The sequence below is a fragment of the Calothrix sp. UHCC 0171 genome (assembly GCF_034931845.1).
Taxonomy (GTDB): domain Bacteria; phylum Cyanobacteriota; class Cyanobacteriia; order Cyanobacteriales; family Nostocaceae; genus Brunnivagina.
Genome location: NZ_JAYGHN010000033.1, coordinates 22,721 through 35,979, shown reverse-complemented (window position 1 = coordinate 35,979; position 13,259 = coordinate 22,721). Strand labels below are relative to the sequence as shown.

The following is a 13,259-nucleotide window of genomic DNA, read 5'->3' as shown; positions in this document are numbered from 1 at the left end:
TTTCTCTTTTGTTTGCTACTTCCCTTGGCATTGTAATTTTTTTAAGTAAGAGTATTGCCAAACCTAATAATTATTATATTGTTGCACCAACTGGTTCAGACAAAAATCCTGGAACAATCGATCGCCCGTTTAAAACTATTCAAAAATGTGCCACTGTTGTTCAGCCAGGGGAAACTTGTTGGCTAAGAGCAGGTATTTATCGTGAGGAGGTTCGTCCTGGGGTTTCAGGGACAGCAGAGGCACCGATAACCTTTGCAGCTTATAAAAATGAAGATGTCACTATTTCTGGGACTGAAGCAGTTGAAGGATGGAATACATATCGCAACTCAATTTATCGTCGCCAGGTGAGTTTACCTGTCAATGGCTATAGGGATATAGATTTCTTTGCCAATCAGGTATTTATCAATGGGGAAATGATGCCGGAAGCCCGTTTTCCCAATATGGATGAAAAACGAGATTTTCTACGTCCTGCTCTCATCGGTGGAGGGGTTAAAAGTCAGGGAGGACTATTAGCTAGTATTGAAAACAAAGAAATTCCTCATTTATCTGAAGGATGGACTGGTGCAAAAGTCTGGACTAATGAATGGTATACCACCCGCACAGGTACAATAACTGGCGGAACAGCAGGAAAATTAACTGCTAAAATGACTGCTCCTTGGGATAGGGGTGGATTTTGGTTTTATCTTTTCGGCAAATTAGAATTACTTGATAATCCAGGAGAATGGTTTTACGACTATAAAAGCCAAACTCTTTACCTTTGGGCACCTGACAGTAAGATACCAACCAAAGTAGAAGTTAAACAGCGCAACTTTGCTTTTGATTTAAGCGATCGCTCTTATATTTCTTTACGTAATTTAAACCTATTTGCTAACACAATTACCACGAGCGATCGCAGCACTAATATAGTTATTGATGGTATTCGGGGTAAGTATGTGTCCCACCACATGACTTTGCCACCTCTACCCAAGTCAGAACAAGCTCCTAACTCTGATAATGGTTTAATTGTGGCTTCCCATGCCCACGATACTGGAATTCAATTACGTGGAAACAGTCATACACTCAAAAACTCAATAATCGAGTGGAGTTCTGGTAATGGTGTACTGCTAGAAGGGAAAAATCATACAGTAACCAACAATATTATTACCAACAGTAATTACATGGTGTCCTATGCCGCTCCTGTCCGCATTAATGGCACTGGTCATCAAATTACCCATAACACAATCTCTCGTGCTGGTCGTGACGCAATTAATATTGATTGGCATACCGCAGGTACAGATGCTCGTAACATTGAAATTGCTTATAATGATATTTCTCGCTTTGGTATGCTCAGTACCGACTTAGGAGCTATTTACATTTGCTGCTACATTAATTTAGAAGGTGGTTCGATTCATCATAACTGGATTCGAGATACCCAAGCTTTTAGTCCATTCTGGGGTACTCGCGGTATTTATTTAGACCTCGAAAGCTTCAACAGCACTATTCACCATAATGTAGTCTGGAATTTAACTGGAGGAAAAGACAACCATAACTTACTGGTAGGTAGTCCTAGAGGATACGAGCGAGTCTTTAATAATACTTTTATGGGAGATGTGGTTATGGGTGGAGGTTCGATTGAGGCGCGTAATAATATTTTTGCAGCATCTAAAACTATAACTGCCAATAAACAATCCAATAACTTGTTTATAAACAATAATCCGAAGTTTTCTCAACCTCCTACCAAAGAAGCAAAATCTCTTCCTGACTTTAGCTTAAAGTCAAACTCTCCAGCTATTGATGCTGGGGTGATAATTCCTGGTATTACAGAAAATTTTGTTGGTGATGCGCCCGATATTGGTGCATACGAGCGAGGTACTCCCATCTGGAAAGCTGGTTCGACTTTAGAGAACAATTTGAAAAAAAAATAATTAAATATGCATGTTTTAATTGCCGCTTTACATCGACCTATTCAACCAACTGGTGTTTGCCGACACGCTGCTAATCTAGCTCGTTGTTTAGCAGGAAATGAAGAAGTTACCAAAATCAGTTTAGTGATAGGAGCTTGGCAAAAAAAATATTTTGAAACCTCTTTTCCTCTTACCTCTGAAAAAGTTCAACTAATTAGTGTCAAAATCAAAAACAGTTCTCTCGCCAGAAATATTTGGTTTCTCAGGGGTTTACCCCAACTAGCAAATCATCTCAATGCAGATATTATTCATCTTTCCTTTCCTTTCCCATTCCTCAGAGCTAAATTTAATGCTTCTGTAGTCACTACTATTCATGATTTATATCCTTACGAATGTCCTGATAACTTCGGCTTTCCTCAAGTTTGGTTCAATCGTCTATTTTTAAACCAATGTATTAGTAATAGTGATGGTCTTGCTTGCGTATCTAGAGTAACATTAGATAAACTAAAGTTTTATTTCCCCTATCTTAAACCCAGTACAAAAATTGATGTAATTTATAACTATGTTGACTTTGAGAATGTTAAACCTCAAGTTCCTCAAAAGATACCAGCAAATAGTTTATTTTTATTATCTGTTGCCCAACATCGTCAGAATAAAAATTTAGATTTGTTGATTAAAGCTTATTCACAGTTACTAAATAACAAGCAATTAGTTCCAGATACTAAATTAGTCATTGTTGGGACTTCTGGACCAGAAACTCAAAATATTAAAGATTTAATTAGCCATTTATCTGTAGAAAAGAAAGTAATCCTACTAGCTGCGATCGATGATCAAGAATTGTGTTGGTTATATCAAAATTGTCAAGTTTTTGTAATTCCTTCTGCCACGGAAGGTTTTTGTCTGCCTCTAGCTGAAGCTCTCCACTTCAGAAATTTAATTGTCTGCTCTGATATCCCAATTTTTAGAGAAGTTGGTACTAATGACTGTACTTATTTTTCTTTAGAGACTGATGCTGTTACTAACCTCAGCCAAGCCATTATTCAATCGATAAAGAAACCTAATTTATCAAACTATACCAATGTAGAGCGCTTTGAAAAATCAAATATAGCCAAGCAATATTTAAATCTATATTATCGAGTTAATTCAAAGTGTTCTTAAAACGGAAAGTTATTGTCAATTAATTAGTCAAATGATTAATCACTACACCCAACATAGGTATTTTAGATATATTTAATTGAGAAACAGCTTCTTTGAGCTTTAAACCTTGTAACTTACCTAAACCAGTGACTAACACTACTCCATCAGTGTTGTTAGCTAACAACTTGACATCGGCATAATCAACAATTGAAGCAACATCATAAATGACTAGCTCAAATATTTGTTGTAATTCTTGCATCAAGTTTCGCATTTTTGCAGAAGCCAGTAAGCCACTAATATTAATATCGCTATTTGTATTTCTTGATGACAAAATAAATAAATTTTCATCTAAAATAGATTGTTGAATAATGCTCTTAATATTTATCTCTGCATTTAAATTATCAGACAATAAAATATCACTTAAACCTTTGATTGAATTTAATACCATGTGACTAGTCAAATTACCTGGATTACGCATATCAACATCAACCACTAATACTCTAGTTCCTGACGCTGCTATAACTTTAGCTAAATTAAGCGCCACAGTAGATTTTCCTTCCCCAGATATAGTAGAAGTCACAATCAAGGAATGAATATCTTTATCTTTTGCAAATAAGCTCAAGTTAGATGCTAAAAAAACATAAGCTTCTACATATGGAGAGAGCAAATTCTTGACAGCATAGTTTTTATTATAATTTTTATTTGTTGACTGCTTTTCTTTTGAATATATTTGTTTAATGAAATCAAGTATTTTCTGAAAATATAAGTTATTGTAAGAGTGATTAAAGGGAATAATCCCTAAAATTGGTTGATTGATAATTTCTTGAATTTGATTGGGACTATACACTAGATTTTGAGATGTCTCTAAGAGTAATGCTGTTCCTACACCAAGCAACAACCCTAAAAGTGTACCTAATATTATGTAATTTGCGATGCTAGCAGCATTTGTTTTGGGTTCTCCTACGAGAGTAAGCAACTTCCAAGGAGCTTCTTTTTGAGCAGACTCCAGTCGTAGAGCTTCTCTTTGAATTAGAAGGTCATTCAGTTGTTTGACTGTAATTGTCATTTCTCTTTCGATATTTTCGTATTTTCCTGTCACCTCTAACCATTCTTGGAAATTTTTTTGCATATTTGCAATTTCTTTATTAATGACTTGTATCTGTTTTTGTTCTAAACTAACTTGATTGTCAATCTTTTGTTGAATAGTAGCTATTTCTAAATTTATGAGAGAAACTATGGCTCGTCTTTGTTCTTGTAAATTCTGAATTTTGGTACTTTGATCTGAAAAAATCGCAGATTGCTTGGCAATTTCACTATCTATTTTTTGCAAGTCTTCCAATAGTGCATTATATCGGGAAGTACCAATTAGCATCGCTGTAGTTGATGTGGTAGACTCCTCATTGAGTTCTCTTTTAGCAAGAGCAGCTTGCCTTTGAGTTTTTTCTAATTGTGATTTGTATTCAATTTGCTTAATAGTAAAAGTATCTATTCTTTGAGATATTTGAGAACCTTGAATTGATGGATTGATAATATTATAGTTTTTCCTTAATTCTTGTAATTTATAATTAAGTACATTCACCTTACTCTGTATTCTGGGAATTTGCTGGTTTAAAAAATCTAGTCCTCTATTTACCCCAGATTGCCTTTTTCTCAAACTATAGTTCAAATAGGCTTGTATTAACTCTTCTAAAACATCTTTAACTTGCTCGCGATCGCTATGTTGATAAAATACTTCTAAAATTCCTTTTTTTTCGTCAGCTTTTAAGTTTAGTGTACTAGTAATCGAGTCGTAGTTAATTCCTGGATACTTTTCTTTTAGTTTTATAACAATAGGTGCAATGAGATCAGGACTTTTTAAGTTTTTTATTTGTACTTCATCTAAAGTAACGGCTCCAATGTCTTCTGTAGTTTCTCGCGATTGTGAAACAGAAGAAGTAACTTTGGTTTCAATACTAACTCGCTCAGAAAGTATTTCAAAACTAGCTTCATAGGTAGGAGTACGCTTGAGGGCGCTAACAAAAGCTAAAGAAGACATAAAAATAGTGATTCCTACCACGACATGAATCTGCCGGATAATCCTGTCTTTGAAATCAAGTAAATTTAATCCGCCTTCGGCAGCGTCATAATATTGGAAACTTTGATTAATTGGCTCTATTTGCTGAGATTGAATTGTTTTCATATGTTTGCTTTAATTAAATATTCCACTCAGGGCTAAAAGGATGCTGTAATTTACCATGTATCTGTACTAGGTTTAACAACGACGCATTCCAAGTATTTGAGGAGTTACGACGATAAATCATAAATAATACAGCAGATTCAATCAAGGTGAATCAACGGATATCAGTTGGTTAATGTAAAGTTTTGTGTCATTGTGTCTTATTTCTGAGTTTACAAACTTCAAGGCTAATGAATCTCAACTTTTTAGGCAACACATTTTACCCTTTTAATTGCTCCATGAATATGTCTATGTCTCACTTTTGATATGTTATCAAGCGGAAGTAAAGGCTTCCGTGGTGTATCGCAATCCTTGGGTCACCACATTGCTAACGACGCAATCCGTGACTGGGTATTCCCCCACTTCGACAAAGCAAAGAAAGAAAACAAACTCGACTTTGAACCAGGTCCTTACGATGTCGCATTAATTGGTGACTACAACATCGGTGGTGACGCATGGGCAAGCCGCATGTTGCTAGAAGAAATGGGATTGCGCGTCGTTGCTCAGTGGTCTGGTGATGACGCATAGCTACATATCAAATCACAAGCCATTTTTAATAACATTCACCTCTCATTACACTGGATTTTTCCTTAATGTTTTAATCCCGTTGCCGGGAATCGCTAAGTTTCAAGGACAGAGTTCTATGTGTATTCAATTCTGCCAAAATGTTTCAGTCCCGTTGCCGGGAATCACTAAGTTTCAAGTTGGTTGATTCCATCTGCGCGATCGCAACTACAACATAACGTTTCAGTCCCGTTGCCGGGAATCACTAAGTTTCAAGTAAATGTGTATTCGTCGATCAACCCGCGTAATATTATGTTTCAGTCCCGTTGCCGGGAATCACTAAGTTTCAAGCCAGAAATTGCTCTCACAGATACCGACCAGGAAAAAATGTTTCAGTCCCGTTGCCGGGAATCGCTAAGTTTCAAGTTTTCCAGTTGGGAAAACTCGATAGGACTGCGGTGTTTCAATCCCGTTGCCGGGAATCGCTAAGTTTCAAGACAGCAGAAAATATTCGCGCAGCTGTAGATAAACTGCTAGTTTCAATCCCGTTGCCGGGAATCGCTAAGTTTCAAGGCCAGAATTAGTTTTTCTATAAATTTTTCTATAAATGTTTCAATCCCGTTGCCGGGAATCGCTAAGTTTCAAGTTCTGGAAAGTAGTTGAATATCAAAAAACAATTTACGTTTCAATCCCGTTGCCGGGAATCGCTAAGTTTCAAGTCTAAATCAAAGTTATTTTCATCAACACAAAAATCTTGTTTCAATCCCGTTGCCGGGAATCGCTAAGTTTCAAGTAATCGGCTAAAGTCTCGAACACCACTACAGGATAATCGTTTCAATCCCGTTGCCGGGAATCGCTAAGTTTCAAGGCTGCTTCCGCCATTGACAAACTGGGCAAAATCTAAGTTTCAATCCCGTTGCCGGGAATCGCTAAGTTTCAAGTATAAATCAGCTTGCCATTATGAACATCGGTGGTAAGTTTCAATCCCGTTGCCGGGAATCGCTAAGTTTCAAGAGGATAGTAAATATAGGGGTAAAGGTTATTTCAAGTGTTTCAATCCCGTTGCCGGGAATCGCTAAGTTTCAAGGAGAGAGGTAATAAATAAGTTAAAAGTAATAAACCTGTTTCAATCCCGTTGCCGGGAATCGCTAAGTTTCAAGTCAAATTACATTAGAGTTAGCATTAAAAGCAAAGATAGTTTCAATCCCGTTGCCGGGAATCGCTAAGTTTCAAGTGTACATGACTGCATCGATAAAGATATAACATCAGTTTCAATCCCGTTGCCGGGAATCGCTAAGTTTCAAGCATGTCTGCATTGCATTGCACATATGATTGCAGATAGTTTCAATCCCGTTGCCGGGAATCGCTAAGTTTCAAGTTAGCGCATTTGGATTAAATGTCTCTTTACCTCCAGTGTGTTTCAATCCCGTTGCCGGGAATCGCTAAGTTTCAAGTGTGGTATCTATTTTCGGTTCATGAATTAGGCTTACGGTTTCAATCCCGTTGCCGGGAATCGCTAAGTTTCAAGAACCTGATCTAGATGGAAGAGGTGAGACTTATTGGTTCGTTTCAATCCCGTTGCCGGGAATCGCTAAGTTTCAAGTTGGCACGGTTATAGTCAATAGCAAATTTATGTCGTTTCAATCCCGTTGCCGGGAATCGCTAAGTTTCAAGGTGCCTTAGTCGTCGGTAGCGCTTGTTTTTTCTGATGGTTTCAATCCCGTTGCCGGGAATCGCTAAGTTTCAAGGTTATGTAGTCCAGTATACTTATGTATATGTTTCGACGTTTCAATCCCGTTGCCGGGAATCGCTAAGTTTCAAGAATGAGTTTACCATAGGAAAGTATAAGGATGAAAAGTTTCAATCCCGTTGCCGGGAATCGCTAAGTTTCAAGAACAGTGGATGGGGTTTTTGAATGCTTTGATGGTTATGTTTCAATCCCGTTGCCGGGAATCGCTAAGTTTCAAGGGGCTTTTGCGAGTTACACTTGCATGAAATCCTGTTTGTTTCAATCCCGTTGCCGGGAATCGCTAAGTTTCAAGACCGCCATCTGAAACCCTTACAGAGCAAGGATTCCACAAGCAGTTTTGGCAGATCGAAAAAATGACCTCATTTCAGCCTCACTTATTGACACAAAATATCAATAGTCTCGAATATGAAAACGCTGTAAGTATTAACTTGTCTAGGTTCTGGCGATTTTGGCAGAACCCCCCAGGTTTTAGACCTCGCTTCGGTCTGCCAAACATCAAGCTACTAACCAACTATATAATAATTGCTTGCTCTTGTCGAGGTTTTTCCGAACCATAAGTAATAGTTCGTTTCACAGAACCCGCATCGAGTACGTAAACCCGCACCGAATCTTCTTCTGGTTTGATTAACTTTTCAATCTTAATTCGCATCTCAGTAAATTTTACCGCAGTTAAAAAACATTCAAACACACTATATTGCGTCCAATTTCCGTAACCAGTCAGCATTTTGTGCAAACGATTTCGACGCTTATTTGCAGCTTTGTTGTCAGGTAAATCGTAAATAATGAGGTAAAACAACGTAGTCATACAATTTTGGATTCGGGATGTAAAAACTCAAAATCTCTCTTTCCAAGAGAGATATAAGCAAGAGAGGTTCCTTCTTTACCGCAAAGCTAGTGGTTTATAGGGGATACCTTCTTGTAAATGGCGACTCAACAACCTAGCTTGTAACTCGATCGCACGTCGATAGGTGCAGCGATAATTAAAGACTGGATGGGTAAATTCATCATTCATTTTCCGCTCAAATGCAGTTAAAAAAGTCTTTCTTCCCACATCGGAAAGGCGATATGCACCCAAACTCTCGCTAAAATCCTGGGGTTGAATTTCTCGTTTGCTCAATACTCCCAGCACGACGTTATCGGCAACTAAAGCGCGAAATTCTTCCATTAAATCCAATACCATTGCAGGTTGTCCGTGATGAACTTCGTGTAAATAACCGATATAAGGATCAAGTCCAGCGAGATGAACCGCAGCTGTAACTTGGGTTTTCAGTAAAGCATAGGAGAAACTCAACAAGGCATTTACCGGATCAGTGGGTGGATTCCGATTGCGTCCATTGAATGTCCATTGTTTACCCACCATTTTTTGCCAGCAAGCAAAATATTCCCGGGCTGCTAATCCTTCAATTCCCCGCACTTGATCGATGGTTTGTTGGTTTTTAACTAAGTTTTTTCGCTCTTTGAGAGGGTTATCTTTTTGGTTGTGACGGTAAAGAACATTGTACTGATTGTGGATTTTGGTAGTCACTATGGCTTTGACAAGTTCCAAACGCTCTGTAGGGTTGTTGTAAACTCGGTATTGAGCCAATCGTAATTGACCATTACGCGAGTATCCGGGTAGGGCAGAACCTAAGTATTTGCCGAAAAAGGAAAGATAGTGAACGGGCATTCCTAATTCCAGAGCATATACTAGAGCATCTCCGGTAACTTGAGGATTTCCCATGAGAACAACTTGTTCGGCGGTTTGGGCTGGTATAGTTTTTTTCTTCCAAGTGCCGTCTTCCTGTTTGAGGGAAACGGTAAATGCTTCGTAAACTTTGCTTAAAACAGCTTCTGGTTGGGTAACGTAAATTACAGTCATTTTATTTTGGATTTTGGATTGTGGATTTGGTAGTGCGGGCATCTTGCCCGCGTTTGCTTGCGTGAAAAAGCATCTTGCCCGCGTTTGGTTGAGTAAAAAAGCCGTCTTGCCCGCGTTTGGTTGAGTGAAAAAGCATCTTGCCCGCATTGGGTTGAGTGAAAAGCCGTCTTGCCCGCGTTTGGTTGAGTGAAAAAGCATCTTGCCCGCATTGGGTTGATAGGAAGGGAGCAATACCAATTCACAATTCGCAAGTCGCAATTCGCAATTAAAAAACTTAGATGCAGCAAAGCTTTCAGGATTTACATCTGTATCAGATTTTTCGTGAAATGGTACAAGATGCTCCCACTACATAAATCGGTATAAATCGGTTATTGGGAAATTGTCCGTAATGCTTTGACTTCAAAGGGTAAGCAAATTCTCTGCAAACTACAGGATTGACACTTTTTCGTATTATCAATAGGTCTTGGCATTTCCCTTGTTGCTGCAAGTTGGGCTAGTGCGATCGCATTCTCTGTTGCTTGTCGTAGTTCGGGAGTAAAGGCTACAGTTTGTCGGCGGCGGTTGGCGTGGTAAAAAATCTCACCATAAGCTATGTTGCGTCCGGTGCGTTCTTCCAAACATAAGGCAGCACCGCAGAGTTGAAAATGGTCGTTGAGGTGTTGTGCCATTTTCCCTTTTTTGTATTCCACGGGTACAAGTTGACCTTCTGACTCTTCCACCGCATCGATGATTCCAGCAACTTTTAAGCGATCGCTCCACACCCATTGTTGTTGACGGATAATAGTTTCGCCTTCGGTAATCACTAATTCTTCGTTAATATTGCGGTGTAAATGGCGACCAAGAATAATATGCTCGTTATCTTCCATTTCCCCCAGCACATATTCCAGGTAAAATCGGCGTGGGCAATATTCCCAAGCGTTAAGATACGCTAGGGGTAAATAATTTTCAGTCATTCGATTTTAGATTTGAAATTTTAGATTTTGAATTGGGAATATTATCAAAGTTGAGTGGTGCTAGCAGGGAGCGAGACGCTAGCACTACAAATTGATTGGGTATTTAAAAAATTGGATGTTCTTTAATTGGGGATTTCAACCTGCCCCATTCCCATCGCTGTTTTTCTACCAACTCCCGCATAGCTGGCAAATTGGGCTAAGGTGGTGGCGATTCTGGCTTGTTCGCTGTCGGCAAACTTATATTTAACTAATCCTTCTGCACCTATTTCTGCTCCACCTTCCATCTTCATAGCGTAGGTTTTCAGGTCGTAGGCGGAAACCATACCATTCCATTCGATTTTAGGGAATTTTAACGCTTCTGGTGCAAATAGATTCCAACGTCTTAATAGTCCATTGAAAACTAGTTCGGGTAGGGGAAAGGGTTGGACGTTTTTAGCTTGTTTAAAACTTGTGGGGGTGAGAAATCGTAAATCTATGGTGTTTTGAGTCGGTGATTGGGCAATTTTCTCAAAGCTGGTTGTTTGGGCGATATCAATCCAAGCATCCATTCGACAAGGTATTCCCGCGATAGTAATTTCTTTCCCTAAGTCTGCATTAATTCCCCACAGCAAAGGTGCGAGTAATTCTTTTTGTAACAAACTAATTTTGAGGAGGATTTTTTTGGGAGAGCAATATTCCCACCCTGTTGTTAGAGGTAGGCTTTCTTGTTGGTGGAGATTTGCGGCTAATTCGGGGCTAGTATTGGCAAACCAGCGAAAACATAATGCATGGATAGCACGGGCTAAAGTCGGGGGGAGGGGTTGGACTGAATAGATTGCGATCGCAATTTTGTGGAGAGAGTCAGAATTTACTTCCACACCACTGATTTCGTAGGGTTTCTGTCGCCATTCGACTAAGTTACTGCCCGCAATTTGCCCCCACAGCATCCCCATAAAATTGTCATATAAATTTGCGTCTGGTAGTACCGCCATAATTTTGGTTACACCATCAGTTTTACGTAGGGGTATCCAAATGGGCTTAATATCTTCCTGGATATCTTCCGTTTGCAACCATTCACTTAAGTTAACCGGCGTGGTATTTGTTTGAGTAGTACGTAAAATTACACTGAGTCCGGCAAAAGTTGGTTCAATTTTCGGTTCTGTTGTTAACTGGTTTTCCAAGAGGTTCGCGGTTTTTATGGTGGTAGAATTTTTACTATCAGTCTCTTTGGTAGAAGTCATAACGGGCACTAGTAGAGCGAAGCTTTAATGGTAACAATCCTGGTTTGATAATTCTATCTTTGTCGATAGTGGCTCTGTCGTTGGAAAAGGGATTTATCTTGTTAAAAGTGGTTTTTGCACCAAAATCATCCATCGGTTGGATGGTAAAACTGTTGTTGGGGTTAGGTGTGAAAGTGGGTTGGTTTGTTGTTTGGGTGCGATCGGGTAAGTATTGAAAGAAGCAACCTTTTTTACCAAAGTAGTTGATTTGGGCAAAAAGTTGGGTTAATTCTTGTAACTGATTTTGTAGTTTGTTGCGTGATTTTTCTGGTGATTTATTTGACACCTCTTCATTAATTCCCACACAAATTTGCAATTCACCTTGTAAATGTATCCATTCCCGAAATACAAAACCGTCTTGCATGGGAAGGGTGGTTCTACTTTTATCGGCTTTGTCTGCGGTTTGGTCGTAATATCGAAGTTTGTAACCATTCCGATTGACTACCAATTGTTCGGGTGGAAGGATGTATATCTGCAAATCCCGAATCCAGGTAAATTCCTGTTTTATCCAATCATCAAAATCGTCTTGATGATGTTTTCCCTGGCTTTCCAATAAGGCTTTGAGTAATGCCATTTTGATAGTATAGGGTGTGGGAACCAGATTGGAACGAGCTGCCATGCTGGTTGCATCGGAACGTTTGAGGGTGAATAAGCTCACGGGTTGGTAGCAGACAGTGAGCCATTTTGACTCTGGAAATGGAGGGGAATTAGAATTGGGGGAATTATTCAACTGCTTCGGCATTTTCGCTCTCCCAGGGTTGTCCTTGTTCGATGATGGCTTGAATTTGTTCGGCGAATTGTGCCATGGAATCAAATTCAAAGCAGCGAATCGTACCTTCTCCATTGAGGTTATTTAGGGTGTCTGCCAAACTGAGAATTTGACGGTTGTAACTTTCTTCCAACGGGCTTAACATGGGTGCGGGACAGCGACGAGTGCTGACGGTAATTACACCTTCAAAGTAGTCGGGGTGAGGTAAATGGGTGTTACGTTTGGCTCCGTTGGGTTGGAGATAGGTGTAAAGAATACTTTTTAAGAGTGCGTCTAAGCGTTGTTTACGTTGATTCGCATCGATGCTGTAGCTGAAATTGTGGGGATTATAACCGATGCGGAATGCTTCCACATTCAGGACAGTTGCATATAAACCAGAACTGACTTGGACATTGTAGGGAGTTGGGTTTTCGACTCCGTATTTAGCGTGGAAGTAACTTTGGGTTTTGACGTAGGTGGGTAAACCGACAACTGCACCAAATTCAATCACAGATTCGCGTTTGAGGGTTTGTCCTTTCTTTTCTGTCACCATGAATCCTTCTAAGTCGCTGATGGTGCAGAGTTGTAGGACTTTGGCAGTTTTTGAAGCTAAATCTGTATCTTTTTCGGTAAAAATGGGTAAGTTTTTGTCAATATCATAACCGATGCGATCGGGATTAAATTGTTTGCCTCCTGCGGATAAACTTAGATTAGATTCAAGGGCGATGCGGTGTAAATGTTCAGCTTGAATATGTTTGAGCATATCACCGGAAATCCCGTTAACATATTCGGGTTCATTTCCACCTTTTTGAACGATATAAAAACGGCGAGTTAAGGATTGATTGCCTTCGTTTCCTTCGTTGTTGAGGGCATGGATTTGCCAGGAAAGTAAACCGCTAATGGAGAGGGAATAAATGGGAAAGTGTGAATTAGTCATTTTGGCTTGATTAGT

General features: G+C 39.3%; 9 protein-coding genes, 1 pseudogene and 1 CRISPR repeat array. Of the genes and pseudogenes, 3 read left to right on the top strand and 7 right to left on the bottom strand.

Annotated elements, in window-relative coordinates:
• Positions 1-8 precede the first annotated feature (8 nt).
• A complete protein-coding gene (locus VB733_RS21060) occupies positions 9-1,904 on the top strand; it encodes a right-handed parallel beta-helix repeat-containing protein (protein WP_323342017.1) in 1,896 nt (631 codons plus the stop codon).
• A 6-nt stretch (positions 1,905-1,910) separates the two neighbouring features.
• Positions 1,911-3,041 carry a glycosyltransferase family 1 protein gene (locus VB733_RS21055; RefSeq protein WP_323342016.1) on the top strand — a complete coding sequence of 377 codons (1,131 nt, stop codon included), beginning with the start codon at positions 1,911-1,913 and terminating at the stop codon, positions 3,039-3,041.
• A 19-nt stretch (positions 3,042-3,060) separates the two neighbouring features.
• Here the strand turns inward: VB733_RS21055 and VB733_RS21050 are convergent, their stop codons facing one another.
• The gene (locus VB733_RS21050; RefSeq protein ID WP_323342015.1) at positions 3,061-5,199 is read right to left on the bottom strand and encodes a GumC family protein; all 2,139 of its coding nucleotides are present in this window, start codon (positions 5,197-5,199) and stop codon (positions 3,061-3,063) included.
• Between the two features lie 321 nt (positions 5,200-5,520).
• Between VB733_RS21050 and VB733_RS21045 the strand changes: the two are divergent.
• Positions 5,521-5,754: pseudogene (locus VB733_RS21045) on the top strand (nitrogenase component 1); the annotation flags it as partial.
• Positions 5,755-5,830: 76 nt separating this feature from the next.
• Positions 5,831-7,781: direct repeats of the CRISPR family, unit length 37 nt; unit sequence GTTTCAATCCCGTTGCCGGGAATCGCTAAGTTTCAAG.
• 219 nt (positions 7,782-8,000) lie between these two features.
• Here the strand turns inward: VB733_RS21045 and cas2 are convergent.
• The 6 genes from cas2 to VB733_RS21015 form a co-directional block, all read right to left on the bottom strand.
• Positions 8,001-8,294, bottom strand: a complete 294-nt coding sequence (cas2, locus tag VB733_RS21040) for a CRISPR-associated endonuclease Cas2 (RefSeq protein ID WP_323342014.1) — start codon at positions 8,292-8,294, stop codon at positions 8,001-8,003.
• Between the two features lie 75 nt (positions 8,295-8,369).
• Entirely contained in the window at positions 8,370-9,347 is a 978-nt protein-coding gene (gene cas1d / locus VB733_RS21035) for a type I-D CRISPR-associated endonuclease Cas1d (RefSeq protein WP_323342013.1), read from the bottom strand.
• A 368-nt stretch (positions 9,348-9,715) separates the two neighbouring features.
• The gene (cas4, locus tag VB733_RS21030) at positions 9,716-10,300 is read right to left on the bottom strand and encodes a CRISPR-associated protein Cas4 (RefSeq protein ID WP_323342012.1); all 585 of its coding nucleotides are present in this window, start codon (positions 10,298-10,300) and stop codon (positions 9,716-9,718) included.
• A gap of 122 nt (positions 10,301-10,422) precedes the next feature.
• The gene (gene cas6 / locus VB733_RS21025) at positions 10,423-11,520 is read right to left on the bottom strand and encodes a CRISPR system precrRNA processing endoribonuclease RAMP protein Cas6 (protein ID WP_323342011.1); all 1,098 of its coding nucleotides are present in this window, start codon (positions 11,518-11,520) and stop codon (positions 10,423-10,425) included.
• Positions 11,498-12,301 (bottom strand): hypothetical protein, encoded by an 804-nt coding sequence (locus tag VB733_RS21020; protein ID WP_323342010.1) that lies wholly within the window; start codon positions 12,299-12,301, stop codon positions 11,498-11,500. The genes cas6 and VB733_RS21020 overlap by 23 nt, the downstream gene beginning before the upstream one ends.
• Positions 12,282-13,244 carry a DevR family CRISPR-associated autoregulator gene (locus VB733_RS21015; protein WP_323342009.1) on the bottom strand — a complete coding sequence of 321 codons (963 nt, stop codon included), beginning with the start codon at positions 13,242-13,244 and terminating at the stop codon, positions 12,282-12,284. Before VB733_RS21015 ends, VB733_RS21020 begins: the two co-directional genes overlap by 20 nt.
• Between the last annotated feature and the right edge of the window lie 15 nt (positions 13,245-13,259).

What these genes read in the sequence shown, in the direction of transcription:
- VB733_RS21055 (WP_323342016.1), top strand. Translation starts at nt 1,911, where the DNA reads ATGCATGTTTTAATTGCCGCTTTACATCGACCTATTCAACCAACTGGT.
- VB733_RS21050 (WP_323342015.1), bottom strand. Translation starts at nt 5,199, where the DNA reads ATGAAAACAATTCAATCTCAGCAAATAGAGCCAATTAATCAAAGTTTC.
- cas2 (WP_323342014.1), bottom strand. Translation starts at nt 8,294, where the DNA reads ATGACTACGTTGTTTTACCTCATTATTTACGATTTACCTGACAACAAA.
- cas1d (WP_323342013.1), bottom strand. Translation starts at nt 9,347, where the DNA reads ATGACTGTAATTTACGTTACCCAACCAGAAGCTGTTTTAAGCAAAGTT.
- cas4 (WP_323342012.1), bottom strand. Translation starts at nt 10,300, where the DNA reads ATGACTGAAAATTATTTACCCCTAGCGTATCTTAACGCTTGGGAATAT.
- cas6 (WP_323342011.1), bottom strand. Translation starts at nt 11,520, where the DNA reads ATGACTTCTACCAAAGAGACTGATAGTAAAAATTCTACCACCATAAAA.
- VB733_RS21020 (WP_323342010.1), bottom strand. Translation starts at nt 12,301, where the DNA reads ATGCCGAAGCAGTTGAATAATTCCCCCAATTCTAATTCCCCTCCATTT.
- VB733_RS21015 (WP_323342009.1), bottom strand. Translation starts at nt 13,244, where the DNA reads ATGACTAATTCACACTTTCCCATTTATTCCCTCTCCATTAGCGGTTTA.